General features: G+C 59.2%; 25 protein-coding genes and 1 pseudogene. 11 read left to right on the top strand and 15 right to left on the bottom strand.

Translation table 11 applies throughout. From position 1 onward, the window contains the following. Positions 1-42 precede the first annotated feature (42 nt). On the bottom strand, positions 43-579 hold the full coding sequence (locus tag F475_RS09250) for a plastocyanin/azurin family copper-binding protein (RefSeq protein WP_064616954.1): 537 nt from the start codon (positions 577-579) through the stop codon (positions 43-45). A 153-nt stretch (positions 580-732) separates the two neighbouring features. On the opposite strand from F475_RS09250, the gene F475_RS09245 reads away from it, so the two are divergent. Both F475_RS09245 and F475_RS09240 read left to right on the top strand, forming a co-directional pair. Then, positions 733-1,413, top strand: a complete 681-nt coding sequence (locus F475_RS09245; RefSeq protein WP_111453771.1) for a heavy metal response regulator transcription factor — start codon at positions 733-735, stop codon at positions 1,411-1,413. Beyond that, positions 1,413-2,759, top strand: coding sequence for a heavy metal sensor histidine kinase (locus tag F475_RS09240; RefSeq protein ID WP_086945391.1), 1,347 nt, complete (start codon positions 1,413-1,415; stop codon positions 2,757-2,759). The genes F475_RS09245 and F475_RS09240 overlap by 1 nt, the downstream gene beginning before the upstream one ends. Before the next feature lie 118 nt (positions 2,760-2,877). On the opposite strand, the gene F475_RS09235 is transcribed toward F475_RS09240, so the two are convergent. The 3 genes from F475_RS09235 to F475_RS09225 all read right to left on the bottom strand — a co-directional run bounded on the left by F475_RS09235 (position 2,878) and on the right by F475_RS09225 (position 6,129). Beyond that, positions 2,878-4,122 (bottom strand): lipoprotein-releasing ABC transporter permease subunit, encoded by a 1,245-nt coding sequence (locus F475_RS09235; RefSeq protein ID WP_018928148.1) that lies wholly within the window; start codon positions 4,120-4,122, stop codon positions 2,878-2,880. Between the two features lie 65 nt (positions 4,123-4,187). Continuing rightward, complete coding sequence (gene lolD, locus F475_RS09230; protein WP_018928149.1) at positions 4,188-4,871, bottom strand: lipoprotein-releasing ABC transporter ATP-binding protein LolD; 684 nt, start codon at positions 4,869-4,871, stop codon at positions 4,188-4,190. A gap of 7 nt (positions 4,872-4,878) precedes the next feature. Beyond that, a complete protein-coding gene (locus F475_RS09225; RefSeq protein WP_018928150.1) occupies positions 4,879-6,129 on the bottom strand; it encodes a lipoprotein-releasing ABC transporter permease subunit in 1,251 nt (416 codons plus the stop codon). Positions 6,130-6,223: 94 nt separating this feature from the next. Here F475_RS09225 and F475_RS09220 point away from each other — a divergent pair, with 94 nt between their 5' ends. Together F475_RS09220 and F475_RS09215 are read left to right on the top strand one after the other, a co-directional pair. Continuing rightward, positions 6,224-6,805 carry a PilZ domain-containing protein gene (locus F475_RS09220; RefSeq protein ID WP_028939700.1) on the top strand — a complete coding sequence of 194 codons (582 nt, stop codon included), beginning with the start codon at positions 6,224-6,226 and terminating at the stop codon, positions 6,803-6,805. Between the two features lie 13 nt (positions 6,806-6,818). Next, positions 6,819-7,541: a glycerophosphodiester phosphodiesterase family protein gene (locus tag F475_RS09215; RefSeq protein ID WP_018928152.1), complete on the top strand. Its 723-nt coding sequence runs from the start codon at positions 6,819-6,821 to the stop codon at positions 7,539-7,541. Positions 7,542-7,583: 42 nt separating this feature from the next. On the opposite strand, the gene sthA is transcribed toward F475_RS09215, so the two are convergent. Both sthA and F475_RS09205 read right to left on the bottom strand, forming a co-directional pair. Next, on the bottom strand, positions 7,584-8,978 hold the full coding sequence (gene sthA / locus F475_RS09210; RefSeq protein WP_007935284.1) for a Si-specific NAD(P)(+) transhydrogenase: 1,395 nt from the start codon (positions 8,976-8,978) through the stop codon (positions 7,584-7,586). A 207-nt stretch (positions 8,979-9,185) separates the two neighbouring features. Further along, a complete protein-coding gene (locus F475_RS09205; RefSeq protein ID WP_256597090.1) occupies positions 9,186-10,169 on the bottom strand; it encodes an FAD:protein FMN transferase in 984 nt (327 codons plus the stop codon). A gap of 212 nt (positions 10,170-10,381) precedes the next feature. Here F475_RS09205 and F475_RS09200 point away from each other — a divergent pair, with 212 nt between their 5' ends. After that, positions 10,382-11,683, top strand: coding sequence for an MFS transporter (locus tag F475_RS09200; protein WP_064616948.1), 1,302 nt, complete (start codon positions 10,382-10,384; stop codon positions 11,681-11,683). 274 nt (positions 11,684-11,957) lie between these two features. Here F475_RS09200 and F475_RS09195 read toward each other — a convergent pair whose 3' ends face one another. Beyond that, positions 11,958-13,379, bottom strand: coding sequence for an MFS transporter (locus F475_RS09195; RefSeq protein ID WP_111453769.1), 1,422 nt, complete (start codon positions 13,377-13,379; stop codon positions 11,958-11,960). Between the two features lie 128 nt (positions 13,380-13,507). On the opposite strand from F475_RS09195, the gene F475_RS09190 reads away from it, so the two are divergent. After that, positions 13,508-14,401: a LysR family transcriptional regulator gene (locus F475_RS09190; protein ID WP_111453768.1), complete on the top strand. Its 894-nt coding sequence runs from the start codon at positions 13,508-13,510 to the stop codon at positions 14,399-14,401. Between the two features lie 7 nt (positions 14,402-14,408). Here F475_RS09190 and F475_RS09185 read toward each other — a convergent pair whose 3' ends face one another. Together F475_RS09185 and F475_RS09180 are read right to left on the bottom strand one after the other, a co-directional pair. Next, a complete protein-coding gene (locus tag F475_RS09185; RefSeq protein ID WP_081626539.1) occupies positions 14,409-14,591 on the bottom strand; it encodes a DUF1289 domain-containing protein in 183 nt (60 codons plus the stop codon). 3 nt (positions 14,592-14,594) lie between these two features. After that, positions 14,595-14,966, bottom strand: coding sequence for a hypothetical protein (locus F475_RS09180; RefSeq protein WP_111453767.1), 372 nt, complete (start codon positions 14,964-14,966; stop codon positions 14,595-14,597). 365 nt (positions 14,967-15,331) lie between these two features. Between F475_RS09180 and katG the strand changes: the two genes are divergently transcribed. Together katG and F475_RS09170 are read left to right on the top strand one after the other, a co-directional pair. Beyond that, a complete protein-coding gene (gene katG / locus F475_RS09175; RefSeq protein WP_111453766.1) occupies positions 15,332-17,629 on the top strand; it encodes a catalase/peroxidase HPI in 2,298 nt (765 codons plus the stop codon). Positions 17,630-17,883: 254 nt separating this feature from the next. Beyond that, the gene (locus tag F475_RS09170) at positions 17,884-18,315 is read left to right on the top strand and encodes a hypothetical protein (protein ID WP_256597089.1); all 432 of its coding nucleotides are present in this window, start codon (positions 17,884-17,886) and stop codon (positions 18,313-18,315) included. Positions 18,316-18,682: 367 nt separating this feature from the next. Here the strand turns inward: F475_RS09170 and F475_RS09165 are convergent, their stop codons facing one another. After that, on the bottom strand, positions 18,683-19,144 hold the full coding sequence (locus F475_RS09165; RefSeq protein WP_111453764.1) for a GNAT family N-acetyltransferase: 462 nt from the start codon (positions 19,142-19,144) through the stop codon (positions 18,683-18,685). Between the two features lie 122 nt (positions 19,145-19,266). Beyond that, positions 19,267-20,193, bottom strand: coding sequence for a LysR family transcriptional regulator (locus F475_RS09160; RefSeq protein WP_111453763.1), 927 nt, complete (start codon positions 20,191-20,193; stop codon positions 19,267-19,269). A 127-nt stretch (positions 20,194-20,320) separates the two neighbouring features. On the opposite strand from F475_RS09160, the pseudogene lysA reads away from it, so the two are divergent. Continuing rightward, positions 20,321-21,552 (top strand): annotated as a pseudogene (gene lysA / locus F475_RS09155) (diaminopimelate decarboxylase). A gap of 58 nt (positions 21,553-21,610) precedes the next feature. Then, entirely contained in the window at positions 21,611-22,258 is a 648-nt protein-coding gene (locus tag F475_RS09150) for a VOC family protein (RefSeq protein ID WP_111453762.1), read from the top strand. 64 nt (positions 22,259-22,322) lie between these two features. Here the strand turns inward: F475_RS09150 and F475_RS09145 are convergent, their stop codons facing one another. Together F475_RS09145 and F475_RS09140 are read right to left on the bottom strand one after the other, a co-directional pair. After that, a complete protein-coding gene (locus tag F475_RS09145) occupies positions 22,323-22,652 on the bottom strand; it encodes a DHCW motif cupin fold protein (RefSeq protein ID WP_018928161.1) in 330 nt (109 codons plus the stop codon). Between the two features lie 105 nt (positions 22,653-22,757). After that, positions 22,758-23,132 (bottom strand): tautomerase family protein, encoded by a 375-nt coding sequence (locus F475_RS09140; protein ID WP_111453761.1) that lies wholly within the window; start codon positions 23,130-23,132, stop codon positions 22,758-22,760. A 108-nt stretch (positions 23,133-23,240) separates the two neighbouring features. On the opposite strand from F475_RS09140, the gene F475_RS09135 reads away from it, so the two are divergent. Then, positions 23,241-24,134 carry a LysR substrate-binding domain-containing protein gene (locus tag F475_RS09135; protein WP_111453760.1) on the top strand — a complete coding sequence of 298 codons (894 nt, stop codon included), beginning with the start codon at positions 23,241-23,243 and terminating at the stop codon, positions 24,132-24,134. Positions 24,135-24,140: 6 nt separating this feature from the next. Here F475_RS09135 and F475_RS09130 read toward each other — a convergent pair whose 3' ends face one another. Both F475_RS09130 and F475_RS09125 read right to left on the bottom strand, forming a co-directional pair. Further along, the gene (locus F475_RS09130; protein WP_018928164.1) at positions 24,141-25,034 is read right to left on the bottom strand and encodes a tyrosinase family protein; all 894 of its coding nucleotides are present in this window, start codon (positions 25,032-25,034) and stop codon (positions 24,141-24,143) included. Continuing rightward, positions 25,021-25,485: a hypothetical protein gene (locus F475_RS09125; protein ID WP_111453759.1), complete on the bottom strand. Its 465-nt coding sequence runs from the start codon at positions 25,483-25,485 to the stop codon at positions 25,021-25,023. The genes F475_RS09130 and F475_RS09125 overlap by 14 nt, the downstream gene beginning before the upstream one ends. Positions 25,486-25,847: the final 362 nt, after the last annotated feature.

Raw genomic sequence — 25,847 nt, 5'->3', positions numbered from 1 at the left:
AATCAGCGGATTCTACCAGCCTTTGCTCCCGCCTTTGAGTGCTTACTGACTGACTGTCAGTTTGCCGACCATGCCGGCCTGGTAATGGCCGGGGATGTTGCAGGCGAATTCCAGGTTAGTGGCCTTGGTGAAGGTCCAGGTCAGCTCGGCGGTTTTACCCGGCTCCACCAACACACTGTTGGGGTCGTCATGCTTCATGCCGTGATCCATGGCGCCATGATCCATTCCGGCCATGGAACCGTGGTCCATGGCCTTCATACCTGTAGGCATCAGCATGCCGCTTTGCTGCATCTGGAGCATTTCCTGCTGATGCCTGGCATGCATCTGTGCATCGCCGAGGTTGAATTCGTGCAGCAACTGGCCTTTATTCACCAGTACGAGACGCACGGTTTCCCCGGCCTTGATATCGATGGTCTTGGGACTGAAGGTCATATCGCCCATTACCACTTCGACGCTGCGGGTGGCCTGGGCGGCCGAGGCCGGTTGACCGAAATCGTAGGTCTGCGCCGGTGAGGCTTCCAGCCCTAAACTCAGAGTCAGCAAACAAGCGGCCAGTGCCAGACGCTTTTGCAAAAACATAGTCGCACTCCAACAAGATGAGGTTCAGCTTGTGGGAAACTCTACCAGCCGGCTCTGCCAGCTACCTGACAGGCAGATTACAACTTTGTCAGGTTGGCCTGCTTCCTCGCCGCCCACGGTATAACGCACCTGTTCAAACTGCCCGAGTCGCCCATGAAACTGCTGATCGTCGAAGACCAACCGAAAACCGGCCATTACTTACGCCAGGGCCTGACCGAGGCTGGCTTCAACACCGAACTGGTGGCCGATGGCACCACCGGCCAGCAACTGGCCTTGAGCGGCGATTACGCCTTGTTGATTCTCGATGTGATGCTCCCCGGTCGCGATGGCTGGCAGATTCTGCAAGCGGTGCGCGGTGCAGGCCTGGACACGCCGGTACTGTTTCTGACCGCACGAGATGCGGTGGAGGACCGAGTCCACGGCCTGGAACTGGGCGCCGACGACTACCTGGTCAAACCTTTCGCCTTCTCCGAACTGCTGGCCCGGATTCGCAGCCTGTTGCGTCGAGGCAGCGCCACGCCCCAGGAAACCAGCCTGCAACTGGCCGATTTGCGCCTGGACCTGATCCGTCGCCGGGTCGAGCGTAACGGTCAGCGCATCGACCTGACCGCCAAGGAATTCGCCCTGCTGGAAATGCTCCTGCGGCGCCAGGGCGAAGTTCTGCCCAAGTCGCTGATCGCGTCCCAGGTGTGGGACATGAATTTCGACAGCGACACCAACGTCATCGAAGTGGCGATCCGCCGGTTGCGCCTGAAGATCGACGACGATTTCCCGAACAAGTTGATTCACACCGTGCGCGGCATGGGTTACGTCCTTGAAGAGCGCCCCGCCTGATGCGCCGGCTTTCATTAAGCAACCGCCTGGCACTGCTGTTTGCCGCCTGCACTGCGGTGGTGTCGTTGTTCGCCGGAGTGTTGTTCAGCCGCGCCAGCGAGGCGCACTTTGTCGAGCTGGACCAGCAGTTGCTGGATGACAAACTGATTGGTTTACGCCGGGCGCTGGATGACATTCAGGCCGGCGACGCCGAAGCCAGGCTGGCCGATGAATTGAGCCGACAGGCCGATCTTTCGCTGCGCATCATTAGCAGTGACGGCCAACGCATGTACGACAGTTCGCCCAGCGTGCCCAAAGATTTACCGCGCAAACCTGGCCTGTCGACGGTGAGCGACGATGGCACCGATTACCGCGTCCTGAATGCACCGCTGTTCCTCGACAAACCCGACTCACCGCAACTGACCTTGTTGCTGGACATCACCCATCACCAACACTTTCTGCAGCGCATGCAGCACCTGATCTGGCTGACGGTCGGCCTCTCGGCCCTGGCTACCGCCCTGCTCGGTGCCTGGGCGGCGCGCAGTGGTTTGCGTCCGTTGCTGCGCATGAGTGCGGTCGCCAGCGGCGTGTCGGCGCAATCACTCAACGCCCGTCTGCCGGAAGCAGACATGCCACCGGAGCTTGCGGAAATGGCCCACAGCTTCAACGCCATGCTCGGACGCCTCGATGACTCTTTTCAGCGGCTCTCGGCCTTCTCCGCCGACATCGCCCATGAACTGCGCACACCGCTGTCGAACCTGCTGACCCACACCCAAGTCACCCTCACCCGCCCTCGCCCCCTTGAGGATTACCGCGAGGCGCTGCACAGCAACCTCGAAGAACTGCAATGGATGGCGCAACTGGTCAACGACATGTTGTACCTGGCCAAGGCTGACCATGGTTTGCTGATGCCCAAGCGTGAACCGCTGGACCTGGCGGAAGAAGCGGATGTGCTGCTGGAGTTTTTCGCGCCGCTGGCTGAGGACGCCCGGGTGAAGTTGAGTCGTGACGGCCACGCGAGCATGCAGGGCGATCGCAGCATGTTGCGCCGGGCACTGTCCAATTTGCTGGACAATGCGTTGCGGTTTACCCCGGCTGGTGGTGAGGTGCGGGTAAAGATCGTCGAGCAACCGGCAGGCTTGAGCCTGACCGTTGAAAACAGTGGTGAAGGGATTTCCGAGGACCTGGTGCCGCGTTTGTTTGACCGCTTCTACCGGGCAGACCCCGCGCGCCGTGAAGGCAGCAGTGAGCATGCGGGATTGGGATTGGCGATCACCCAGTCGATCATCCGCGCCCATGGCGGGCAGATTCGTTGCGAATCGGCTCAGGGGTGGACGCGGTTTGTGATTGAGTTACCGCAAACCTGATCATTCCCACGCTCTGCGTGGGAATGCAGCCAGTGACGCTCTGCGTCACATCAGGAGCCGAACGCAGAGCGTCCGTTGAGGCATTCCCACGCGGAGCGTGGGAACGATCATTGGGGACTCACGAATACCGCAACGCGGTAGCCGGCTCGACTTTCGCCGCCCGCCACGCCGGATAAACCGTCGCCAGAAAACTCATGATGAAACCGGCGGAGCAGATCAACAACACATCCGCGCCCTGCAATTCGGACGGCAAGTTGCTGACGAAGTACACATCGGAACTGAAGATGTGCTGCCCGCTGACCCGCTCCATCCAGCCCACCAGTTCACTGACGTTCAACGCCGCGATCACGCCCAGCACGCCACCGATCAAGGTGCCGACAATCCCGATCACCGTGCCCTGCACCATGAAGATCGCCATGATCTGCCGAGGTGTGGCGCCGATGGTTCGCAGGATGGCGATGTCCGCGCCCTTGTCATTGACCACCATGATCAGCGTGGCGATGATGTTGAACGCCGCCACGGCGACGATCATCAGCAACAACAGGCCGATCATGGTTTTTTCCATCTTCATCGCGCTGAACAGACTGCCCTGGGTGTGAGTCCAGTCGTCAGCCTTGTAGGCGGCGCCCAGGCCGGTCGCGATGTCGCTCGATACTTGCGGCGCGGCGTACAGATCCTTCACCGCCAGGCGCACGCTCTGTACCTGATTCGGTTGCCAGTGCTGCATCTGCGCGGCATCGGCCATGTGGATCAGCGCCATCGAACCGTCCAGTTCGGCACCGACCTTGAATACGCCCACCACGTTCAGCCGCTGCATGCGCGGGGTGATGCCACCCGGTGCATTGCTGACTTCCGGCACGATCAGGGTGATCTTGTCGCCGACGTTCAAGCGAAAGCGCCGCGCGGTGATCTCGCCGATCACCACGCCGAACTCGCCCGGCTTCAAGGCGTCGAGACGCCCCTGAACAATGTGCTTGGCAACGATCGAGACCTTGCTTTCCAGCGCCGGATCGACCCCGCTGACCTGGATCGGCTGCATGGTGCCCTTGTAGGACAGCATGCCTTCCATCTCGGTGAATGGCACGGCGGCGGTGACTTCAGGATTCTTCATCGCCGCGGCGGCCACCGGCTGCCAATCGTCGATAGGGTTCACGCCGACGATGGTCGCGTGGGGCACCATGCCGAGGATGCGCGAGCTCATTTCGCGCTGGAAGCCGTTCATCACCGACAGCACCACGATCATCGCCAGCACGCCCAGGGCGAGGCCGATCATCGAGGTCATCGAGATGAAGGAAACAAAGCGATTGCGGCGCTTGGCGCGGGTATAGCGCGTGCCGATAAAGATCGATAACGGTCTGAACATTCGCTGGGGCACCGTATAAAAATAAAAGACCCGACGCACTGTTCAGTGTGCCGGGTTTCAGCCAATCAGATGGGGGTCAGGCAACCTTCCTGCAAATGCAGGACGCGATCCATCTGGCGAGCCAGGTTCATGTCGTGGGTCACCACCAGGAACGCCGTGCGCATCGAGGTGCTGAGTTCCAGCATCAAATCCTGAATGCCCTGGGCGGTGTGGGAGTCGAGGTTGCCGGTCGGCTCGTCGAGCATCACCAGGCCTGGCTTGTTCACCAGGGCGCGGGCAATGGCCACACGCTGGCGTTCGCCACCGGACAATTCCGCCGGTTTGTGCTCTAGGCGATGGCCCAGCCCTACCCGCTCCAGCAACGCCGTCGCACGCTGACGCGCTTCCGGGATCGCGGTCTTGCCGATCAGCAGCGGCATGCAGACGTTTTCCAGCGCGGTGAACTCAGGCAGCAAGTGGTGGAACTGGTAAACGAAACCCAGAGACCGGTTGCGCAACAGGCCACGGGCCTTTTCGTTCAGGGCCGAGAGTTCTTCACCGGCCAGCCAGACGCTGCCCTTGGTCGGCGTATCGAGGCCGCCCAGCAGGTTGAGCAAGGTACTTTTGCCCGAACCCGACGTACCGACGATCGCCACGCGCTCACCCGGATGCAGTTCCAGTTGCAGACCGGCCAGAACCTCTACCGATTCCGGGCCTTCCACGTAGGATTTGCCCAGGTTGCGGCAGCTCAAGATTGCTTTATCACTCATGCCCGACTCACTCATAACGTAGCGCCTCCGCAGGCTGGGTGCGCGCGGCACGCCAGGCTGGATACAGGGTGGCGAGGAAACTCAGGACCAACGCGGCGGCGCAGACCATCAACACGTCCTGGCTCTGCACTTGCGACGGCAGGTAATCGATGAAATACACGTCGGCGTTCAAGAACTTGTGGCCGATCAGCCCTTCCAGGGCCGCGATCGCGGCGCTGACGTTCAGCGCGGCGAAGATCCCGACCACGGCGCCGATCAGCGTACCGACCACACCAATGACCGTGCCCTGGACCATGAACGTCGCCATGATCGAGCCCGGCGTGGCGCCCAGGGTACGCAGGATCGCGATGTCGCCCTTCTTGTCGTTCACCACCATCACCAGCGTGGAAATGATGTTGAACGCAGCGACAGCGACGATCAGCAGCAACAGCAGGCCGATCATGGCTTTTTCCATGCGGATCGCCTGATACAGGTTGCCGTGGGTACGAGTCCAGTCGCGGGCGTAGTAACGGTCTTCGCCGAGCTGCTGGGCGATGGTCCACGCGGTGCGCGGTGCCTGGAACAGGTCGTCGAACTTCAGTCGCAGGCCCTGGACCTGATCCGGTTGCCAGCGGTGCAACCTGGCCAGATCCTGCAGATTGGTCAGGCCCAGATAGCCGTCCAGCTCACCGGCGCCGACATGGAAGATGCCGACCACAGTAAAGCGTTTCATGCGCGGGAACATCCCGGCCGGGGTCACGGTGACTTCCGGCGCGACAAACGTCAGCTTGTCGCCAACCGCCGCGCCGAGCTTGGCTGCCGCCTTGTCGCCGATGACGATGCCGAAACTGCCCGGCGCCAGGTCGTCGAGTTTGCCCTGCTGCATGAAGTTATCAATGATCGACACCTGCCGTTCCTGCACAGGGTCGATGGCATTGAGCAGCACTTTGGAAACCTTGCCGTTGTTGGTCAGCAGGCCCTGCATCTGGACGAAGGGCGCAACCGCCGCCACCTGCGGGTTCTGCTTGACCTTGGCGGCCAGGCTTTGCCAGTCGCTGATCGGCTCGCCGGACTCGATAGTCGCGTGGGGCACCATGCCCAGCACACGGGTGCGCATCTCATGATCGAAGCCGTTCATGACCGATAACACAACGATCATCACGACCACGCCGAGGGCGAGTCCGATCATCGAGGTCAGGGAAATGAATGACACAAAATGATTGCGACGTTTTGCACGGGTATAACGCGTGCCGATAAATACGAAGAGAGGTCTGAACATGTCGGGGCTTGTTCGGAGGGAAAAGGAACGTCCTTGTGGCGGGGGTCGATAACCAGCTTTACACTCAGACCACCGCCGCTACCATGGGTTCGCCATGTCGACATTAGATGAAGAAGATCGCCGCGAATACTACCGTATCGAGGACACGATCGCACTGGAAATTCGGCCCCTGTCTGCTCCCGAAGCAGCAGGCCAGGAAGTGTTGCAGGATGCTTCCCCGCTATTCAACCTGCTCAGCGAACTGCACCTGAGCGAATTCGAGTCGCAACACCTGTTGCGCCAGATCAACGAACGCGACCGAGCCATCGCCGCGTTCCTCAAATCACAGAACAAACGCATCGATCTGCTGAGCCAGGTGGTCGCCCTGACCGTGCTCGGACAGATCGGCGAACCGCAGCCGGTGATCATCTCCGAAGGCGGCATCGACTTTCAGCATCCGACGCCCATTGCCGTCGGCGCGCACCTGTCGGTCAAGCTGGTGCTGATGCCACAAGCCCTCGGCCTGTTGCTGCGGGCCCGCGTCACCCATTGCGACCGCAAGGGCGGCGGCTACGACGTCGGCACCGAATTCGAATACCTGTCCGATGCCCAGCGACAACTGCTGGCCCGCTACATCTTGCAGCGACAGGCACAAGAACGACGCCTGGCGCGCGAACAAAACGAAAACGGCCATTAATTAAGGAAGAACCGTGACTCTCATCTACGGCCATCGCGGCGCCAAAGGCGAAGCACCGGAAAACACCCTGACCAGCTTTCAGCAATGCCTCAAGCACGGCGTGCGCCGCTGCGAACTGGACCTGCACCTGTCCAAGGACGGCGAGTTGATGGTGATCCACGACCCGACCCTCAAACGCACCACCGACCGCCGCGGCAAAGTGGCCGAACACACGGCTGCGGAACTGGTGACCTACGACGCGCGTAAGGGTGGCCCAGGCTGGATCAAACCTTGCCCGATACCAACGCTGGAAGAATTGTTCGAAAAATGCGATTTCGAGCACTGGCAGCTGGAAGTCAAAAGCGCCTCACGCACCCGCGCCGCGACCACCGTGCTGGCGATTCGCGAAATGGCCCAGCGTTTCGGCATACGGGACAAGGTCACGATTACCTCGAGTTCACGCGAAGTGTTGAAAGCCGCGCTGGACCTGGTGCCGGACGTGTCTCGCGGACTGGTGGCCGAGTACGCCTGGCTCGACCCGCTGAAGGTCGCGCAAAACTATGGCTGTGAGATGCTGGCGCTGAACTGGACCCTGTGTACGCCGGAACGCCTGCAGAAGGCGCAGCGTCAGGGGCTGCATGTGTCGGTGTGGACAGTCAACGAGCCCGCGCTGATGCGCAGGCTCGCCGACTTCGGCGTTGACAGCCTGATTACAGACTTTCCCGGTTTGGCCAGCGCCACGCTCGAGAATTGCTGAAATCGGTCTCCCCGGCCGGCTCAGGCCACCGGCCGGAGCCACTCAAAAAAGCCGGTTGAGGCCATCGTACGCCGCTACCCGATAGGCTTCGGCCATGGTCGGGTAGTTGAACGTCGTGTTGACGAAGTACTTCAGGGTGTTCTGCTCGCCCGGCTGGTTCATGATCGCCTGACCGATGTGCACGATCTCCGATGCCTGATAACCGAAGCAGTGAACGCCCAGCACTTCCAGCGTCTCGCGGTGGAACAGGATCTTCAGCATGCCTTGCGGTTCGCCGGCGATCTGCGCACGCGCCATGCTCTTGAAGAATGCCTTGCCCACTTCATACGGCACCTTGGCCTGAGTCAGCTCCTGCTCGTTCTTGCCGATCGAGCTGATCTCCGGAATCGTGTAGATGCCGGTCGGCACGTCATTGACGAAACGCCAGCTGCCGTTGTCGACGATGCTGCCAGCGGCCGAACGCCCCTGGTCATGGGCGGCACTGGCCAGGCTCGGCCAGCCGATCACGTCACCGGCGCCATAAATGTTCGGCACGCAGGTGCGGTAGTTCTCGTCGACTTCGATCTGGCCACGGCTGTTGACCTTCACGCCGATGTTTTCCAGACCCAGCTGATCGGTGTTGCCGGTACGGCCGTTGCACCAGAGCAAGGCGTCGGCCTTGATCTTCTTGCCGGACTTGAGGTGCAGGATCACGCCGTTGTCCACGCCTTCGACACGGTCGTAGTCTTCGTTGTGGCGAACCGTGATGTTGTTGTTGCTGAAGTGGTAGCTCAGGGCCTGGGAGATTTCCGAGTCGAGGAAGCTCAGCAACTGACCACGGTTGTCCACCAGCTCAACCAATACACCCAGACCACTGAAGATCGAGGCGTATTCGCAGCCGATCACGCCGGCGCCGTAAACAATGAGTTTACGCGGGGTGTGGCCGAGGCTGAGGATGGTGTCGCTATCGTAGATACGCGGGTGATGGAAATCGATGTCCGCCGGGCGATAAGGACGCGAACCGGTGGCGATGATGATGTGCTTGGCCACCAGTTTTTCGACCACGCCGTTGGCGCAGACGACTTCGATGGTTTGCTCGTCGGCGAAGCTGCCGGTGCCGAAGAACACGTCGACGCGGTTACGGGCGTAGTAGCCGGTGCGCGAGGCGACTTGTTTGGAGATGACTTTTTCAGCACTTTTCAACACGTCCGGGAACGAGAACCAACGCGGCTCACCAATGGCCCGGAACATCGGGTTGGTGTTGAACTGCATGATCTGCCGGACCGAGTGACGCAAGGCCTTGGACGGGATGGTGCCCAGGTGGGTGCAGTTGCCGCCGACCTGGCGACGGCTATCGACCATCGCCACCTTGCGCCCTGCCTTGGCAGCGTTCATTGCCGCGCCTTCTCCCGCCGGGCCGGAACCCAACACCACCACATCGTAGTTGTAGACAGCCATGCGTACTCCTCAGAACAGGCCGCGACACCCTCGGCGCCTGCGGCTAAATCACGCCGATCGGCGGCGTGAAGGAACAATTTGGGGCCAGTGCAGAACCCGGACACAGTCTATAGAAGCGTCAACGCCGCGCACATTAACCCTTGGTCGCGTCGTAGGCTAGTTTTGCCTGCACTACAAAGCCATCGAAAAATGCTTTTGCAGCCGCAATCACTCGGTTTTCTCACCGGCCAGGCGCTCAAAAGCCTGATTGGTGCGTGTGACAAAACCTGTATCGGCACGAATCACAAAGAATGCAGCAATGTCATGCGTTTGGGCATAGTCCCAACCCCGTTCAGGGCCAAGAATCAGCAACAGCGTCGATAAGCCATCGGCCATCAAAGCTGAAGGATGAATCACCGTGACTGACGCCAGGGTGTGTAGGACCGGTGTTCCGGTGCGGGCATCGAAGGTGTGGGAATAGCGCCGGCCACCCTGCTCGAAATAGTTACGGTAATCACCGGAGGTGGACACGCCGTAGCCGTCGACGGCAATGATGCGCTCGGCCACTTGCTGATCATCACGGGGTTCTTCCAGGGCGATGCGCCACGGTGAGCCGTCGAGTTTTTTACCGACGGCCTTGAGTTCACCGGTGGCTTCAGCGAGGTAGTCGTGGATGCCCAGCGCTTCGAGTCTAGCGACAATCGTGTCGACCGCGTAACCGGCAGCGATGCTGTTGAAGTCGACCTCCACTGCGGCATCCTTGCACAACTGGTCACCTTCGATGCGCAGGTGATTATGACCGACACGCTGCTGCACCTCGGCCAGTGCTTCGGCGCTCGGGACTTTTTCCTCACGCGCCTGCGGGCCAAATCCCCAGAGGTTGAGCAGCGGTTCCACCGTCAGGTCGTAGGAGCCGTCACTTTGCAAAGACAAGCGCTCGCCGACGCGGACCAATTCGAGGATCGGCGCAGGCATTGTCTGGCAGTGGTTGGCGGGCAGGTTATTGAAGCGTTCGATGTCGGAGTCACTGCGATAGGTCGACATTTGCCGATCGACATCAGAGAGTATTTTTTCGACCTGGACGCGGACTTCCGCCGGTGCGGGAAGACCGGCATGGCGCACGTATTGGATCGAATAGCTGCTGCCCATGGTCGGGCCGTCGAAGCGTTCCAGGCTGTCGCCGTTGCCACAACCGGACAAAATCCCGACCATTACCACAAGCCATCCCCACCGTCCAGTTAACAAATCTTCATCTCCCCTCAAAACCGCGCCCGCCATTATGGGCTTCAGAGCGCATGGGAGCGAGCCTGCTCGCGATAGCGGTGACCGGTTTTACGATTGCTGCGCAATCGAACGGGAGCAAGCTCCCTCGCCACATAGGTGCAGCGCTTTCAAACAAGATCGACCAGAGTGAGTACCTACACATGTCTTCCAATACGAGCAAAGGCAAAGCGATTTTTCGCGTTGTCAGCGGTAACTTTCTCGAAATGTTCGACTTCATGGTCTACGGCTTTTACGCCACGGCCATTGCCAAAACCTTCTTTCCCGCCGATAGCGCGTTTGCTTCCCTGATGCTGTCTCTGGCCACTTTCGGGGCCGGTTTCCTGATGCGTCCGCTGGGGGCGATTTTCCTCGGGGCCTACATCGACCGCCACGGCCGCCGCAAAGGCCTGATCATCACACTGGCGTTGATGGCCGCCGGCACGGTGCTGATTGCCGGTGTGCCGGGTTATGCCACGCTGGGCGTCGCGGCGCCGCTGATCGTATTGTTCGGTCGTCTGTTGCAGGGCTTTTCAGCAGGCGTGGAACTGGGCGGTGTGTCGGTGTACCTCGCCGAAATCTCCACACCGGGCCGCAAAGGCTTCTTCGTCAGTTGGCAGTCCGCCAGCCAGCAAGCCGCGGTGGTATTCGCCGGCCTGCTCGGCGTGGGTTTGAACCACTGGCTGAGCCCCGACCAAATGGGTGAGTGGGGCTGGCGCGTGCCGTTCCTGATCGGCTGCATGATCGTGCCGGCGATCTTCGTGATCCGCCGTTCGCTGGAAGAAACCCCGGAATTCCAGGCACGCAAACACCGCCCTACCCTGCGGGACATCGTCCGCTCGATCAGTCAGAACTTCGGCATCGTCCTCGCCGGCATGGCGCTGGTGGTGATGACCACGGTGTCGTTCTACCTGATCACCGCCTACACCCCGACCTTCGGCAAAGCCGAGCTGCATCTGTCGGATCTGGATGCGTTGCTGGTGACGGTGTGCATCGGCCTGTCGAACTTCTTCTGGCTGCCGGTGATGGGCGCGCTTTCCGACAAGATCGGCCGCAAACCTCTGCTGCTGGGCGCGACGATTCTGGCGATTCTCACGGCTTATCCGGCGCTGTCGTGGCTGGTGGCGAACCCCAGCTTCAGCCATTTGCTGATTGTCGAATTGTGGTTGTCGTTCCTGTATGGCTCGTACAACGGCGCCATGGTGGTGGCCCTGACCGAGATCATGCCGGTGGAAGTGCGCACGACCGGTTTCTCCTTGGCCTACAGCCTGGCGACCGCAACATTCGGTGGTTTCACCCCGGCGGCCTGTACGTACCTGATCCACGTGCTGGACAACAAGGCAGCGCCGGGGATCTGGCTCAGTGGCGCGGCGGTGCTGGGGTTGATCGCGACACTGGTGTTGTTCCGTGGCAATCGGCATGCGTTGCGCACGGCGCAAGCGGCTGTCATCAGAGGCGCTCACTAAAAGGAACGCAGTCAGGTGCAGAACCTGGAGCGGGCTTGTTCGCGAAGAGGGAGTGTCAGTAAACACTGATGTTGCCTGACACACCGCCTTCGCGAGCAAGCCCGCTCCCACATTTAATCGGCGTGCCCCATAGGTTTTAGTTCGCTTCGGTCCACATGCAGCCAAGGCGGCCCCTCTGCAAATCTGGCCTCCAGCCATGTCTTGAACGCCATGAGCGCCGACTGCGCGATGTTCAGGCAGTATCGGTATTCGATTTTAGATGAACAATATAGGCTCACTGCAGTTCATTGCTGCACACAGTGCAGCAGTCTGAGGCCCGTGGAAACAGGGCCACAGCAAGGGCCACGAGAATCAGTGCCACGGCGACGGCAAACGTTATCCGCATGCCGCTGGCAACGGCTGCGGGAGACGCGCTGGAGATGTCTGTCGTCGCCGAGGCAAGCGCAAACACCGCGCCCATCACCGAAGCTCCAGTGATCAGGCCGAGATTGCGTGACAGGCTGAGCATGCCGGAAATCACGCCGCGCTGGTCCGGGCGGATGTCGGTCATGATCGCGGTGTTGTTGGCCGCCTGAAACAACGCGTAGCTGGCCGTGATCACCGCGATGGGCGCGAGGTAACCGAGGAGGCCGAACCCCGCTGGCATCATTGATAAAGCACTCGCGCCGAGCGCCATTGCCGCGAGCCCGAGACGGGTCATGCGCCGAGTGCCAAAACGGTCCACCAGGCGACCGGCCGGCACGCCGGTCAATGCAGCCACCAACGGGCCGACCGACAAGGCGAAACCGACAAGTGCCGTGCCGAGGCCAAGCGCACCCGAGAGATAAAACGGCCCGACCACCAGCGTCGCCATCATCACCGTCGAAACGAGCGCGCTCATGGCCAGGCTGGCGCTCAATCCCTGTTGGCGGAACAGCGCTAATGTGATCAATGGCGATGCGACCGTGGCCTCAACGAAGATGAAAAGCCCAACACCGAAAACAGCCGCCAGCAGCAGCGCGATATTGAGCGGTCCAAATTCACCGAGCCCAATCGTCATGGCCAGCGCGTACGCCGCGAGCGTCAGCGCCAGCAGCAACGTGCCGGCCTTGTCGAACCCCACCCGCCCTGCTTTCGCCCGCTGAACATCCGCCGGCAAATAGCGATATGCGAGCCAGATGTTCAGCACACCCAGCGGTATGTTGATCAGAAAAATCGCCTGCCAGCCAACGCCGGCAATCAACATCCCACCGAGCGACGGCCCCAGCGTGGTGCCGATCGCCGACATCGTTCCGAGCAACCCCATGGCGCTGCCGGTCTGCGCTTTCGGCACCGTCTCGCCGACAAACGCCACGGTCAGCGCCAGCATGATCGCCGCCCCAAGCCCCTGCACCGCCCGGGCGCCGACCAGCCACCCAAGCGACGGCGCGACACCGCAGGCCAGCGATGACAGGGTAAAAATGGCGATGCCCACCAGTAGCAAACGCCGACGGCCGAGCATGTCGCCAAGCCGTCCGACGCTGACGATCAGCGTGGTGATCGCCAGCAGATACGCCAGAACAATCCACTGCACGTGTTGGAAGGAAGCATCGAACGCCTCGGCCAACGTCGGCAATCCCGCATTGGCGATGCTGGTGTCGAGTGAAGGCATCAACATCGACAGCGAAAGACTCGCAAGCGCCCAGCGCACCGAACCTGATTGAGTGATGGATTTCATTGTCTGGCCACGTCTGAAAGGTAGAGCAGCAGCGTATGCCCGTGCGTGACAAGGCGGAAGGCGCAGCATTTGCACTTGATAGATGCGTTTGACGCCATGTCAGCCCCGCGCCGTGCTAACGTTGCGGCATGACCACTCCCGATCTCAATCTGCTGATTACCTTGGACGTGCTGCTCGCCGAAGGCAGTGTCGCCCGCGCCGCCCAACGACTGCGCCTGAGCCCGTCGGCCATGAGCCGAGCGCTGGCGCGGTTGCGCGAAACGACAGGCGACCCGCTGCTGGTCCGGGCCGGACGCGGCCTGGTGCCGACGCCACGAGCGCTTGAATTGCGCGAACACGTCAGTCGATTGGTGCAAGACGCCGAAGCGGTTTTGCGCCCCGCCGAACAGCTCGACCTCAAGCAACTGGTTCGAACATTCACGCTGCGCACCAGTGACGGCTTCGTGGAAAACTTCGGCCCGGCGCTGATCGCCCGCGCCAGTGAGGAAGCCCCCGGCGTGCGTTTGCACTTTGTGCAGAAGCTGAGCAAGGACAGCGCCGCACTTCGCGACGGCTCCGTTGATCTGGAAACCGGTGTGGTCGGCGGTACGACCAGCCCGGAAGTGCGCACCCGGGCATTGTTCGAGGATCGTTTCGTGGGCGTCGTTCGCACGGGGCATCCGCTGAGCGAGGGCGAGATCACTGCCTCCCGTTATGCCACTGGCCGGCACATCCTGGTCTCACGGCGCGGGGTCGATAAGGGGCCGATGGATGAAGCGTTGGAAGCGCTGGGACTGCAGCGGGAAATCATCACCGTCGTCGGCGGTTTCTCGGCCGCCCTGGCGCTGGCTCGCGCCTCGGACCTGATCGCCACCGTGCCTGCCCGACATACCCAAAACCTGCGCACCGGCCTGCACAGTTTCGATCTGCCGTTCGAGCTGCCGCCGATCACCATTTCGATGCTCTGGCATCCGCGGATGGATGCCGATTCGGCGCATCGGTGGCTGCGTGAATGTGTTCGAGAGGTTTGTGCGCGGCCCTGAGGAACCCTCAACCCTTCCTTTTCTGAAGCCCCTTCAACCGCACACTCGCCCGCTGCGCCGCCGCCATTTTTTCCGGGCGCTTCATGCGTTTCCACTTTCTGATGTCGTCCTTGGTGCGACCACAACTGACACACAGTTCACCACTGAGCTGGCAAACGGAAATACACGGATTTTCGATATCCTTGGCCACGGCTCAACCTCGCGTCGAGCGCTTGGGCGCCAGGCGTTGCTGCCAGTTGCCGCCATTGGCGCGCTGACATTGCTCTTCAGAATCAAACTGCACATGGGCCGCGACCGGGCTGACGAGAACGTCCGCTTCATTTAATGCTACGGCCGTCAGTTCGACCATGCGCTCGCCCTGCCCGCTCGCCAGCGCCTGATCCTTATGGGCCTGCGTATCGAAGACCCAGATCACCCGCAGGCTGGGTGGAAAGGCGTCGTAATCGATTTCGTGGGTCAACCAGCAAAACCCGACTATTTCCGCCTTGGCTGTTTCGCACGCCTCGGTCAGAGTGGCGACCAGGCGACGTTCGATGTGTGCCTGATCGCGTTTGCTTAAAGACATCGGGTGGATCCTTGGGTGGCGGTCAACGGAAAAGGCCCAGCATACCTTTTGATCGACTCCATCTCGACGGCTCAGATAAAAGACTATCCCTATCACCTCCCAATACTCCCCCTATTAGCTGACTGCTTTATAGGCGTCTACCCTTACTGGAGCGCTGGCATCAGCCGGCCGGTTGAGACCTGAGAAGAGATACGAATGAGTCAGGAAACGTACTAGGCTTGCCGTGGGCCACCGTGCTGGCAACTCGATTGCCGCTATCCGGATTTCCCGTGTGACCACGACGATCAATTGATCGCACGGCTGCAGCCTATGTCATTGATTCCGCTCGTCGCTATTGCGTGCCCAACCCCGGGCCGGATAGCCGGATGAACACGACCAAAGGTAGCGCACACATGGCAAATGAATCGAAATGCCCGTTCAATCACGCCGCCGCTGGCGGTGGCACGACGAACCGCGATTGGTGGCCGAACCAACTGAATCTGAAGATCCTGCACCAGAACTCGCGGCTGTCCGACCCCACGGACGAGGGTTACGACTACGCCGAAGCGTTCAAAAAACTGGATTTTGCGGCGGTCAAGCAAGACCTGCATGCACTGATGACTGATTCACAAGACTGGTGGCCTGCGGACTTCGGTCACTATGGGCCACTGTTTATTCGCATGGCCTGGCACGCCGCTGGCACGTACCGCGTCGGTGACGGTCGTGGGGGTGCCGGCTCCGGTCAGCAGCGCTTCGCCCCGCTCAACAGTTGGCCGGACAACGTCAGCCTCGACAAGGCGCGCCGGCTGCTTTGGCCGATCAAGCAAAAGTACGGTCGCAACATCTCCTGGGCTGACCTGATCGTCCTCACCGGCAACGTCGCACTGGAGTCGATGGGCTTCAAGACCTTTGGCTTTTCCGGCGGCCGGCCAGACGTCTGGGAACCGGATGAGGCCGTCTACTGGGGCTCCGAAAACAAGTGGCTGGCAGGTGACACCCGCTACGAAAAAGACAAAAAAGAGCCCATGCAAGAGCCCGGCGAAGGCCCTCTCGTCGCTGAGCCGGGGAAAAATGAGGACAGCCGCACCGAGGGCGGACGCAACCTGGAGAACCCGCTCGCCGCCGTGCAAATGGGCCTGATCTACGTCAACCCCGAAGGCCCGGAAGGCAACCCGGACCCGGTCGCTGCGGCGATAGATATCCGCGAAACCTTCGGGCGCATGGCAATGAATGATGAAGAAACCGTGGCGCTGATCGCTGGCGGCCACGCTTTCGGCAAAACCCACGGTGCCGGCCCTGCCGACAACGTCGGTCCCGAGCCCGAAGCCGCTGGCCTTGAACAACAGGGCCTGGGCTGGAAGAGCAAATTCGGCAGCGGTAAAGGCGGCGACACCATCACCAGCGGCCTGGAAGTGACCTGGACCACCACGCCCACCAAATGGAGCAACAACTACCTGGAAAACCTGTTCGGCTTCGAGTGGGAACTGACCAAGAGCCCGGCGGGCGCCAACCAGTGGACGGCGAAAGGCGGTGCCGGCGCGGGCATCATTCCGGATGCTCACGACCCGTCCAAGCGGCGTAATCCGACCATGCTGACCACGGACCTGTCGCTGCGATTCGACCCGATCTATGAACCGATTTCGCGGCGCTTCCTCGCCAATCCGGACCAGTTGGCCGACGCCTTCGCCCGCGCCTGGTTCAAACTGATCCACCGCGACATGGGCCCCCTCTCCCGCTACCTCGGCCCGGAAATGCCCAACGAAGTACTCCTGTGGCAAGACCCAATACCACCGGTCGACCATGCCTTGGTCAACGACAGCGACATCGCCGCTCTCAAAGGCAAGCTCCTGGCCAGCGGCCTGACCGTCTCGCAACTGGTGTCGACCGCCTGGGCAGCGGCTTCCACCTTCCGCGGCTCCGACAAACGTGGCGGCGCCAACGGCGGACGCCTGCGTCTGGCCCCGCAGAAATCCTGGCAGGTCAACCAGCCTGAGCAACTGGCGAGTGTGCTGGCGAAACTCGAAAGCATCCAGAACGAGTTCAACAGCGCGCAAACCGGCGGCAAGAAAATCTCCCTGGCCGACCTGATCGTGCTGGCCGGTTGTGCCGGCGTCGAACAAGCGGCAAAAAATGCCGGCCATACCATCACGGTGCCTTTCACACCGGGACGCATGGACACCTCGCAAGAGCAAACGGACGTTGAATCCTTCGGCTACCTCGAACCCGCCGCCGATGGCTTCCGCAACTACCTCAAAACCCGCTACAGCGTACCGGCCGAGGCCCTGCTGATCGACAAGGCCCAACTGCTGACCCTCACCGCGCCGGAAATGACCGTACTCATTGGTGGCCTGCGCGTGCTGAACACCAACGTCGGCCAAACCCAACACGGCGTGTTCACGAAGCAACCGGGAGCGTTGACCAACGACTTCTTCAAAAACCTGCTCGACATGGGCGTGGAATGGAAACCGGTGTCGGAAGCCAACGAGGAATTTGAAGGACGTGATCGCAAAACCGGCGACCTCAAATGGACGGGGACGCGTGTTGATCTGGTGTTTGGCTCGAATGCACAGCTGAGGGCGTTGGCTGAGGTTTATGCCAGCAACGACGCGAAGGAGAAGTTTGTGAAAGACTTCGTGGCAGCCTGGGTCAAGGTGATGAATCTGGATCGGTTTGATCTGAGGTGATGCTGGCGCTCAATCCAGCGTGAAAAAAGCCCACTGACCGTTACTGGTTCAGTGGGCTTTTCAAGTCTGGGTACACGACGGCTGTCACGCCATCAACGTCGCCCTGGCTCAAGCCAAAGTGGAACCGAATTACTAGCGATATAGGTATTTCCCAACTAGGGTTCTCAGTAGCGCATCACCGACGTGGCGAACCGAAGGAGCCAGATCAATTGATGAGGTCTTTTTGTGTCGCGGTCGCATTCGTAGCGCCCATCGTGTTGTCCACCACGGTCGCGGCTGAAGTACTTGCGCATAAGACAGCGCTCGCTTTTGTTGCTCAAACCCATGTGGGTGACAGCCTGCCAACACTGGCACTGTTGGCGGCAAAGAAAACCCAAACCTTTGCGATGCTCATTGAAAAGTTAGGAAGTGAAAAAGCACACAGTGCCGTATCGAGCGAAATTGACGCGCTACTTCCGCAGTACCAGCCGAAATGGAATCAAAATCTTGCTGCGGCTTATGAGAAGTCTTTTACTGAAGAAGAGCTGTTATCACTTGCGTCTGAAGGCCAGGCATCCAAATACGCTGGCAAAGTGCTGGAACGGCGAACTGACATCGGCAGAGACATGCAGTCCAGCTCTACCCCGATACTGATTGCCCTTGTATCCGAGGCACTTAAAGCGGCCTATTCCAAGCATATTCGTTGAGGCGGTCTTGGCCCCCCTGCCATCAGCTTGTCCGAAGAAAAGCAACGCCTCCCAGTGTGGAGGCGTTGTGCTTTTTGCTGATCGCAGGACGAGACTAAACGGGAGAAATCGTAGCCAGCGCGCCAATCAAAATGGTCAACACCAGAAATCCACCCAGGAAAATTGCCATCTTGCCCATGGGGCCTCCTACGCTATGAGTTTGCGGTGCAGCGGTTACCGCCACTGCTGACCGTGCCGTCATTGTGAGCCGCGGGCTGATCCCATTACAGATGCAGATAGTCGAGAAAAATACGGATCAGATCCGCGATTCACGCCCCCTGTAGCTGCCGAAGGCTGCGAACTTTTGATCTTAAACACGTCGCCCTGGCTATGTGGCATCTGCTAATGATTTCACATGAGTCGCAAAATCATCGTGTATCTGTTGAAACCCGCAGCGAAGGTAAAATGCCGATCCCTCAGGTGTATCCGTGGATAGGCGCACGACACGGAATCTCTGAGCCGCATATTCCAGAAGCTGCTGTACCAGAGCTTTACCCACATTCTGGCCCCTTGATGCGTGCGCGACGTATACCCGCCGTAGCCTCCCGGTATCCGACCTGGCATATGGATCATATGAAAGACCACCGATGGCAATCAGTTGCCCGTTGCGGAAGGCTCCCAAAAGACATTCACCTGGTTGATCGAATCGATTCGACCCGTTTTTCCAATCGGCAACCAAGCGTGTGAGAAACCTGAAACCCTCTGTAACGGCCTCCGCTTCCAGTATCAGGATTTCCGGAGGAAGTGCTGATATCTGACGTATCGCCAGTTCACCCGTTGACGTAATCACTCGATATCCCTTGTTTGCTTTGGCACCCTGCCTGACTCATCTGCGCGGAAGGTGTTTTTACACAGGACCGCGTAGGAGCTGCCGAAGGCTGCGATCTTTTGATCTTTTGTAGCTACGACTCTTCAATTGGCGCTCTCTAATCTCTTGTCGAGTGTATGGGTGAGACACAACGCCTCATCTTTCAACGAGCTGCAGAAGGCGTCGACGAAGATTGACGAGGGTCGATAGTCAGGCCTGATCAACATAACGCGATAGGGAATAGACACGCTGATCGGCCGAATGGCCAATCCTCTGCCTGACTCCTCCACGGCAGTCAACGGGTTGATAATCGCTACCCCCAACTGTTGCCTGACCATGGCGCAGACCGATGTGGCGTTGGTTGTTTCGATGACGGTATGCCGATCGACTCCGGCCCGGCGAAAGTGCTCATCGAGCGTCTGACGATAGATATCCAGACCCGAAAAGTTGATGAAATCGACACCGCAAAAGTCTTCCATTACGAGGAGTGACCTGGACAGCAAAGGGTGACCCTCTGGAAGTATGCAGACCATGTCGGAACAAAAGAGCAACTCCCCTTGGGTGCCTCGAGGTACATGCTCACCTTCGGTCAGTCCGAGGTCGTAACGCTGGGCGCTGAGTGACTCTTCCAGTAAGGGGGATTCCTGTGCAGCAATGCTCAAGCCTATGCCGACATGCCGTTGCTGAAAGTGCTTACAGGCCTTGGGCAACAAGGTCTGGGACAACATCGGAAGACAGGCAATGCTCAGTTGGCCATGTTCGAAGCGACGAATCGATTGTGCAACGCTGTTGATTCGTTCCAACCCAATGTAGGACTGTTCTACCTCTTCGAACAGCATAATGGCCTGAGCCGTCGGTACCAGTCTCCCTCCCTCTCGGTCAAACAGCCGAAGGCCAGAGATACTTTCAAGCCGCGCCAGTTCTCGGCTGATCGTGGGTTGGGAAGTAAATAGTAAACGCGCTGCGCCGGTGACGCTCCCTGCCTGCATGATGGCGCGGAAGACTTCGATATGCCGTATGGAAATTCCCACATCTGGCCTCCGCCAGTTGATCAAGTCCCATATCAAAACTGAATCGACCAGCAAAGAATAGATATTTTATTGAATACAGAATGGTCGACATGATGGCTTCTCTCTTTACTTCAGATTGAATACCTCCATGCCCAATCATTCCGTTTTCCTGCCATTAGCCGAGACTGCGAGACAGCACGGCACCCCGCTCTGGTGTTATGACGCCCAGACCATCAGGGCACGCATCGACCAACTGCAAGGCTTCGATGTCATTCGATATGCGCAAAAAGCCTGCTCGAACCTGCATATTCTCCGGTTGATCCGCGAACAAGGCGTGCGGATCGATGCCGTATCACTGGGTGAAATCGAGCGGGCGCTGCTCGCTGGATACAGCCCAGCAGGTGACCCGGCGGGTATTGTTCTGACCTGTGATCTGTTCGATGAAGCGACATTGCGACGCGTCGTCGAACTGAACATTGAGGTCAATACCGGCTCGATTGATATGCTCCGTCAATTGGGCCAACAGTCTGCGGGCCATCGCGTCTGGCTGCGGATCAATCCTGGGTTCGGCCACGGCCACAGCCGCAAGACCAATACCGGTGGTGAAAACAGCAAGCATGGAATCTGGCATGGTCAGGTTCAGGAAGCCCTCAGCGTGATTCGGCAATTCGGACTGAAACTGGTGGGATTGCACATGCATATCGGTTCCGGTGTGGATTACGTACACCTTGAGCAAGTGGGCTACGCAATGGTCTCGGCCGTGAAGGCACTCGACCACGATATCGAAGCATTCTCCATCGGCGGGGGGCTTTCCACACCTTATCGTGTGGGGGATGAGCCGGTGGATATCCAGCGTTATGCGAACGCCTGGCGCCAGGCCAAACAGGACATCGAGGCTTTTCTCGCTCACCCGGTACGGATGGAGATCGAGCCGGGCCGATTCCTGGTAGCGGCTATTTGGTCACCGAAGTCCGTGCGGTAAAAAAAGTGGGCAGTCGAAACTTCGTCCTGGTGAATGCCGGCTTTAATGACCTGATGCGACCAGCCCTCTATGGCGCCTATCACCACATGACCTTGCTGGACTCCCAGGGTGTCCCGGTCAGTCGTGCGGAGCACCTCTGTGCAGTGGGAGGTCCCTTGTGCGAATCCGGTGATATTTTCACGCAGGATGAACAGGGGGTCACACCCCGTTTGCTACCTGAAGCGCAGGTTGGCGACTTGCTGGTCATGCACGATACCGGCGCGTACGGTGCCTCGATGTCATCCAACTACAACAGCCGGCCACTGTTGCCCGAAGTGTTGATCGAGCAAGGGCAAGCTAGATTGATTCGACGCCCGCAGCCATTGTCGGATTTGCTGGCCTTGGAGTTGGGGCTTTAAAAGCCAGTCGGTGATCGAAACAATCGCTTGATAAAAATCCATTGAAGGAGCTGAGTACGTGAAAAGCACTATCGATCACCTTGTTATCGTGGCGCCGGACCTCGATACAGGCTGCGCGTTCGTCACTGACTTGCTAGGTGTCGACCTTCAACCGGGCGGTGCCCATCCACGCATGGGCACCCACAACAGGTTGCTTCGCCTTGGCCCCCAGCTCTACCTGGAAGTGATTGCCGTGGCCCCATCAGCCAAATGCCCGGACCGACCTCGCTGGTTCGGCCTTGATCAACTTACTCCCAACTCGCCGGCGCGCCTGGCGACATGGGTTGCACGGACCGACGATATCCACACTATTAGTGATTCCTGCCACGACATCGTCGGGGTTGTCGAACCTATGACACGAGGAACATTGTCCTGGCAAATAACGATACCGAAGGACGGAGGCCTTCCCTTGGCAGGATCAGCCCCCACCATAATTCAATGGGGACATGGGACTCATCCCGCGAGCGCACTCCAAGATAAAGGCTGTTCTCTGCTGGCATTGGACGTCTTCCATACGGACCCGGAAAGAGTCAACGCTATTCTGACGGCCATAAACTTTTCCGGTCCGGTTTATCTTCATGCGCTCAAAGATGCTTCGACACCCCATCTGCTCGCGCATATTCAAACGCCAAATGGCTTAAAAACATTGACGATTGCGAGAGTGTGAGTCGCACTCCGGATATTCATCTGTGCAGACATTGCATTACCGTCAGCGGACGTAAACCGACGCATCAATCCACAATGAACAACTTCGCACCGCTAGTGGTAAACGAGCGATGTCCCTCGGCATCGTTGCCCACCTGATAGCTCATTCCGGCAGTCAGCGTGAACTGGCGGCCATCTTCCAGTTCTGTGTGTAACTCGCCTTCCAGGCACAACAGGATGTGACCTCTCCAGCACCAGTGATCGGCCAGATATCCGGGGCTGTATTCAACCATCCGCACACGCGTTGAACCAAACTGGCAGGTCCGCCAATAGGCCATGCCCGTCTGGCCGGCATGTTCGACCGGTTCAATCTTCGACCAATCGGTAGTCCCAAAGGGGATGGCGGTAAGGTCCATTATTGCCTCATCAACTTGAAGTGAATACGGACCCTATCAACCGGGCCACGCTGCCGATAGACACAGATAGCCCACATTTACGGAATACAGGCTTGAGAGCAAAAACTAGTTGCCCCGCCCGCCACCAAACGACCACTCATCTGCCGCGGTCGTGGTAATCACCACCATCACGTCCTCAGAATCGATGCCCGGCGCTCGGCCCAGTCTCTCGACCAGGTTGCGATAAAAACGCTGTTTCGTCTCGATGTCTCGAGGGCGACCGGCAGTAATCGCAATCAGCACAAAGTCATCACTACGAGGACCGCCCAGGTAGTCGGGATCAAAGATCAGCTCGCCCGTTTCATGTTGGTGAATGACCTGGAATCGATCAGCCATCGGCACTTCGAAGCTTTCTACCAAGGCGTCGTGCAGCCCTTGTGAGAGGGCCTGTAAATACTCGGCAGATTTTCCCCGGTGCAGTGAAATACGTGCAAATGGCATTAAGACCTACTCCTGAAAATCCAACTGACAGGGGAAAACTATCAAGTCGCGATCATTCCGAATATCAGATTTAATAGCGGCCTTAGTCCCGAATTAATGGATGATTCGATGCGCCGTCCGACCTTCGATCTTGATGTGCTGCGTACTTTCGTGACCGGCGTGGAGTTCAACAGCTTCGCCAAGGCGGCGGATCGGCTCAACCGCTCGACGTCTGCCGTGAGCGCACAACTCAAGAAGCTTGAGGAACAGGTAGGCACGCCAGTGCTGTCAAAATCCGGTCGAGGGCTGGTGTTGACGCCGGTGGGTGAAACCCTGCTCAGCCATGCACGCCGACTGCTTGAACTGAACGACAGCATTTTCCAGACCCTGCACGAAAGCCAGACCGCCGCCACGGTACGCCTGGGGCTTCAGGAAGACTTTGGCGAACACTTTCTCAGCGACATTCTGCGACGCTACGTCAAGATGTACCCGATGGTGAGCCTCGAAGTCAGGATCGCGCGCAATGCCGAACTGCTTGCATTGATCGACAGCGGCGGCCTGGACCTGGCCCTGTCTTGGGACACAGGGCACAAGTCCCCCTACGCCACGCACCTGGGTGAAACGCAGATGCACTGGATCGGGCCTCGTGACTCGCCCCCCATCAACCGCTCTGTCGATTCCCCCCTGCCATTGATCATGTTCGACGCCCCTTGCGTGTTGCGCAGCGCGGCCACCCAGGCACTGGATGAGGCGCGGATTCCCTGGCGAATCGCGCTGACCAGCCCCAGCGTTGGTGGAATCTGGGCGGCCGTTGCGGCCGGTTTGGGCCTCACGTTGCGAACCCGCATTGGTCTGCCAGGGCATCTCGCCGTGATTGCCGGTCTACCCCCGCTGCCGACCCTCGGCTATGTGCTTTATCGAGGGGCAGAACACTTGGCGCCTGCCCCCCGACAATTGGCTGCGTTGATACAAACGAGTCTGCAAGAGCAGGCGCTCAGTATGACTAGAGACTCCCCCGCTTGATGCTGCCTAAAGCAGGTCGCTCAAAGTGTCGTACTTGTAGTACTGGCTGTAATTCAGAACATCTCGAGGCGTCACCTTTTCCGGAAAAGGGCTGTACATCGGGTCATCGATCCGATGGAACTTGAGTGTATCGGGAGCCGCTGCGTCAGGTACGTAAGCGGCGGCGGGATGCTTCGCTTGCCATGCTGCCCAGAGCCGGTCGACATTGCAATGATGCAGAAAGAACACCGGGTCGTTTGGCGAAGACGACAACCCCATGTCACCGCCGACCCACACATGGACGTTGTTGTGAATGCGTTCTTTGCCAGTCCATCCCTCGATGTAGTTGCGCGCACCACCGGTGGATTGCGCCGCGTCGTAGGGCACTTTGTCATACAGGGTATTTTCCTGGATGACCTTGCGTACATTGGCTCGGCTGGGCAGCGCCCCACCTCCCCCCAGATAACGCACCAGGGGGCGGTTTACCCGGCCCAGTTCCATGGTGCGGCCATCACCCATCAGTCGTACCCGCCACTTCCCGTCCACGAACTGTCCAAGGTACTGATTCGACCAGATGACTGATGTCCTGGGGTCCTGAAGTTCCGCGTCAGTGTTCCAGTCCCAATATGGAATTCGAAAGTGTGGGTCATTTACCGCTTTGCGAAGCAACGATTCCAGCCGCACTAGAAAGTAGCGATGCCACGGTAAAAATGATGGGCCTCCATGCGCAGCATTCCTGGCCATCTGCCCCGCAGGCGTTGAAATCATCATGGCCCGGTGGTGCCAGGCCACCAAGGAGTCATAAATCGAGAGATTGGCCTGCCCAGGCCAGGGATTCAGCGCAGGATCCTTGAGCAGTTTCACCCCTTCGACGTATTTCTGAAGCGCCGCGAGATCTTTGACAGCATTAGACCTGATCATGATGTGCTCCGTGATCATGGTGAACGGGATGGTCGGAGTGCTCTCCCCCGTCGCCATTGCCCTTGGCGAAAGACTCGGGATAGGCATCGATCACCGCTGTCATCAAATCGAGAGCCGATCCGTAAGAAACGAATGGAGTGGCATGCGTATGGACCTGTCCAGCATCGTCCACAAACAGATGCGCCTGGACCGGGGCCCCATCCACCTCCACCTGGTAGGTGGTCACGATCCGGACAACGTGCCCTTTGTGATTAATCTCGCGAACCGTCCTGGCCTCATGGCCTGCATGCGGGTCCACGTACTCGGGAAACTGCTCCTTGATCCACGCAGGGTGCATTTTGTCAGGATCAGTGATGGATATCTCGGCGAGAGCAGCTATGTCGGGCGGGCTCAACAGCACGTTGGCTTCGGTAGCTGAGGGTTCAGGGCTGGAGACATTTTTCCCTGTCATGATTCCTCCTGGAGTGTGCCCCCGGACGATTGCCCGGACTGGCTGGAGAAAGTGTAGTTGGTGATGGGTAGAGATGCTGTTGAAGCCAGAATAATGGGACCGGATGCATCTCTCCTGGGGGGCGGACATTCAGTTTGAACACGGCTGCCAGTCCTCTGATCCCTTGCCAGGAAAGAATGATCAGAAAGACCAGTGGTGAGCCTTGACTTCATGGCTCCCAGTTATATGCCTGAACTGGTTGAGCACAGGCAGTTGGTGACCGTAGATACCGTCTTGAACTTCACCTACTCCTGCGGATCAATCTGACCCAACAGGATATTGACGTCAAAAAACAGAAGTCGCGCGATTACAGCTCAGGGGTT

Origin of the sequence: Pseudomonas sp. URMO17WK12:I6 (genome assembly GCF_003253625.1) — a bacterium.
In the GTDB taxonomy this organism is placed as follows: Bacteria; Pseudomonadota; Gammaproteobacteria; order Pseudomonadales; family Pseudomonadaceae; genus Aquipseudomonas.
The sequence above is the reverse complement of the archived record's forward strand: the minus strand, read 5'-3'. Positions and strand labels throughout refer to the sequence as shown.